The organism is Metamycoplasma hyosynoviae (assembly GCF_004365165.1).
GTDB classification, from domain to species: domain Bacteria; phylum Bacillota_I; class Bacilli_A; order Mycoplasmatales; family Metamycoplasmataceae; genus Metamycoplasma; species Metamycoplasma hyosynoviae.
On the sequence record NZ_SOCH01000009.1, the window covers coordinates 1 to 4,178 of the forward strand.

Here is a 4,178-nt window from a genome sequence, read left to right on the forward strand (position 1 = left end):
ACGTTTTAAAATCAAAACAACTTTTAGACAAATTAGTAGCTTTAAAAGTTGATATTAAAACTACCAATATTGAATTTTTGTTGAAAAACAAACTTCTAGAAATTCAAGCAGGTAAAACTGAAGAAATTAAACAAGTTTCAACAGCCGCTGCTGCACAAACTTTGGATGATTTAGCTTTAAAAGTAAAAATTGAACTACTTGCTAAAACTAAAAAAGCTAAAGACATTCAAAAAACCGATGTTAAAGGAACTTTGGAAAACTTTAACGGCAAAATTGTGATAGAAAACACTTTAGAAAATGGAAATGATGTTGATGTTTATTATTTCTTAGAACAAGATAAAACCAAATCGCAAATTTTCATTAAAACTATAGGTGGTCTTGGCACACCAACCCAATATTATTCAGAAGCAATTTTGGCAAGTTCTAAAATTTCTGAAATTTTGAAAAACACAGGTTTTGAAGCAACTGAATCTATCAAAATTTCTACTATAAGATACAAAATGCCAAAATGAGTATTTGCAGTTATTGGCGTAATTTCAGGACTATTTTTAATTAACTTAATTTTTCTAATCTTATCATTTGCAAAAATCTTGTAATTTAAGGAAACTAAATGAAAGAGCAAGAACAGAAAAATTTAAACACACAAGAACAATCGCCTCAGCAAAATCAAGATAAAACCAAAGCACAATCACCTAAAACTAAGGTTATAGTGTGATCTACTGCTGGTGCGGCTATTGCGGCATTATCATCGGTAGCCTCGCTAACTACGGTTTTTTCAAACCAAAGAAAAGTTTCTTTTCTTGATAAAGTTTTACAATCAATCAAAATTGATGTAAAAGATAAAGAAACTAAGACAAAAGATGATATTAAAACCATTGCTAATTTTGTTTCATCTAATTTAGACACAAAACTTTATGAACTGGTGGTTGAAGAAGTTGATGGCGAAGTTAATAAACAACCACTTGATAAAGATAAACCTTATACTACCTTCCGTACGAAATTTGCGCTTCGTAATAAAATTACAAAAGCACAATCAAACTATAAAATTTTTGAATTTAGAGATATAAAACCACCCAAGGAAAAAGAAGATCTCAATAAACTTGGAAAAATTAGTGAAAATGAAACTGATAGAGTTAATGACAAAGTCAAAATCGAATTCATCAATTTTAACCGCGGACAACACTTGGCTTCAGCAGTAGCTGCTAAAGATGAAAGTGGTAAATTTAAACACTTTAACATTTATTTAAAACAAGATAATAATGATGCTTTACAATACGAAATTGTCAATGTTAATGTTGAAACTAATGATAATGAAGCCGAAGCCACATTTTCTTATCAATTAAAAGTTAAATCAATAGATGATGAAAAATTTATTTCAGATAAACTTTCAATCAAATTCAAAGACTTTGCTATACCTTCAACACAATTAACTGAATATTTGAATTCTTTACAATTTAAATATAAAGATGCCGAAAAAACTTATCTTCAAGATGCTATTAAAGAAGGAATTATTGAAGGTACTCCTTTAAAGAATTCAAATTACACTTTAGAATTTGAAAAATTTCAAAAAAATTTGGATACAATTACAGCAATAGTTAAAATAGTTGATAAAAACACTAAAGAAACTTCTCAAACACGTCAAATTGATATAATTGGATTTTTTGACTATAAAAAAGCAGTTGCAGAAGCAGCTTCAAAAATTACTTTTGATTATACTGGTAAGCAAAATACTTTTGCAAATTCATTAGATAAAATCTTTTTGACCAACACACTTTCTTCTCAATCTCACCACAATAACCTAGAAGTTATCTATACAGGTAGAGAATTACAACAAGAAGACGAAAATGATCCTGCAAAAAGAACTAATGTTGTTGTTAGTTATGCAATAAGAGATAAGAAAACTCAACATTTATCAGGTGCAAGAACTTACACCATTAATGGTTTTAAGGCATATAAAACTAAAGCCGAACTTGATGATTATATAACTAAAATTAATCAACCAATTACAGTAAAAACTAATGCTAATTCAATAGAAGCTTCTACTATAACTAATTTATCACAACTAAATGCTAACTTAAATAGTACATTTGAAATTGACCCTGGTAGTGTTGAAATTTCATATCCTGCTGATTTGGTATCTATAAAAGTATCATTTAGAATTAAAGAAAAGAATGGTAGATCAGATATTTTTTCAAAACAAGTTCATACAACAATTACTGGCTTTAAAATGCCTCAAAAACTTGTTGAAGATTTAGCTCAAAAAATTACATTTGATGTAGTTAATAAAAGCAATATAATGGCTTATGAAATGTGAGATAAGTTTTCTAGCATACAAGTATCAAATAAAGATCAAAATATAGATTTTGAAGGGGTTCCTTCTGTTAAACAAACTGATAAAAATAAAATTACAGTTACTTATAAAGTAAAAGACAAAAATAATAATTCGACAGTTTCACAAGAATATAGTAAAACTATAACTGGATTTAAAACATCAACACAGAATGAAGATAGTTTCTTGTATGACGTTATTGAACGTAACGGGAACAAAGTTGCTGTTTTAACAGGTAGAACAAAAGAAGTTTTTGTAGTACCTGCAAAAATTGGTTGCTATAAAGTTATTAAAGCAAACACTTTATATGCTAATGAAAGTAATTTCAGCACATCTTATTTTGTCGAAGTAGAAGAAGGTGTTGAAGAAATTGAAAGATTAATCATCAATACTTATGATGAAAAATATGCTCAAATATTGGGTGTAAAACTTCCAAAATCAATCAAGAAAATTGATACATTAATAGCGGGTGAATCGGGTGATTTATACTACCTTGAAATGTATGATAATGTAGAAAGTGTTAATAATTTATTTTCAAGTTATTCAAATATATACACAAAAGATGCACAATATAAACCTGTAAAATATAATCTTTCAACTGGTTATTATTTAGGAATTAAAAAAGAAAGATGAACAAATTTTGATATTAACAGTAATGGTTATGCCAATTTAAAGGGTTCATTTAAACTAAAACTACTTTCTGCAAATCAAAATAAAAAATTAAAACTACGTGAAGATGATGTAAACAATAAATACTATTTGGAATCAAATGATGGTTCAAAATTGTACAAATTCTATGATAATAAAGAAACTTCAACAGAATATAATGATAATTTAGGCTATTCATGACTTGCTAAAAATGCATTTACAGGAAATAAATTAACTAAATTTACTTTAAATGCAAGCAATTTAAATAAATTAGATTACTTTATGTTTAACTTTACTAACAAAGAACTAAAAGTAGTTGATCTAAGAAATCATAAAAAAGATAGTTTCAATTTTGATATGATTGCAGATGCAAATACCATTGATGAATTATTCTTACCTGAATTTCAAAATAATGGCGGCCAAAATATAATGGCATACACTCTAAAAAATTATAATGCTATTACCAGATTACACTTGCCAAAGAATGTAAAACAAATTTCTAGAACTATTATCACAGGCAAAGGTAAATTAAAATATATAAATTTAGAAGAATTAACTTTACTTGAAACTATTGGTGAAGAAAATAGTAATTATCCAATTTTTGCACACTCATTTTCAGATATAGGTACACTTGATTTCACTAAATCTACAAAATTAAAATTAATTAACAGAAGAGCATTTAATTGAATTTCAGTTAATTTAAAACTTCCAATGGTAGAAAGAATTGAAAGATTCTTCTATTATGGTTCTGTAAAACAGGAACAAATGAATATTTGAATTAATAGTAATAATCCTGAAGATTGAGCAAAAGTACAATTAGATTTTTATGGATTAATTACAATTTCGATTAAAGGATATACAAGTAAACCTGATAGATGAAGTCCTTATTGAGCGGGACAATACTGAAAACAAAATCAACAAGGTGGTGTTTCAGAAAAAGGATTTAAAATTCTTTGAAATCAAAATTAATTTTAATTAAAAAATATTTGCTAAATTCTTAACAAAACCAAGTATTAACCGTGCTTGGTTTTTTATTTTATCGATGAGTTTTAGTGAAAAAAACAAATAAAAGAAAATTAATAAAATAAAGTAAAAAATTTAAGAAAAACACAAGTTCAACAAATCTAAATCACAAATTTTCTCTTGTTTTAGCATAATTTTTGCTGCAAATGCATTTGGATAACCATTTTTTTTTTTTTTT

General features: G+C 26.7%; 2 protein-coding genes. Both read left to right on the forward strand.

Annotated elements, in window-relative coordinates:
• On the forward strand, positions 1 to 596 hold a 596-nt coding region (locus tag JN03_RS03565), incomplete at its 5' end, for a hypothetical protein (RefSeq protein ID WP_166666774.1).
• A 14-nt stretch (positions 597 to 610) separates the two neighbouring features.
• Positions 611 to 3,946: a hypothetical protein gene (locus JN03_RS09995; RefSeq protein WP_134076756.1), complete on the forward strand. Its 3,336-nt coding sequence runs from the start codon at positions 611 to 613 to the stop codon at positions 3,944 to 3,946.
• Positions 3,947 to 4,178 lie beyond the last annotated feature (232 nt).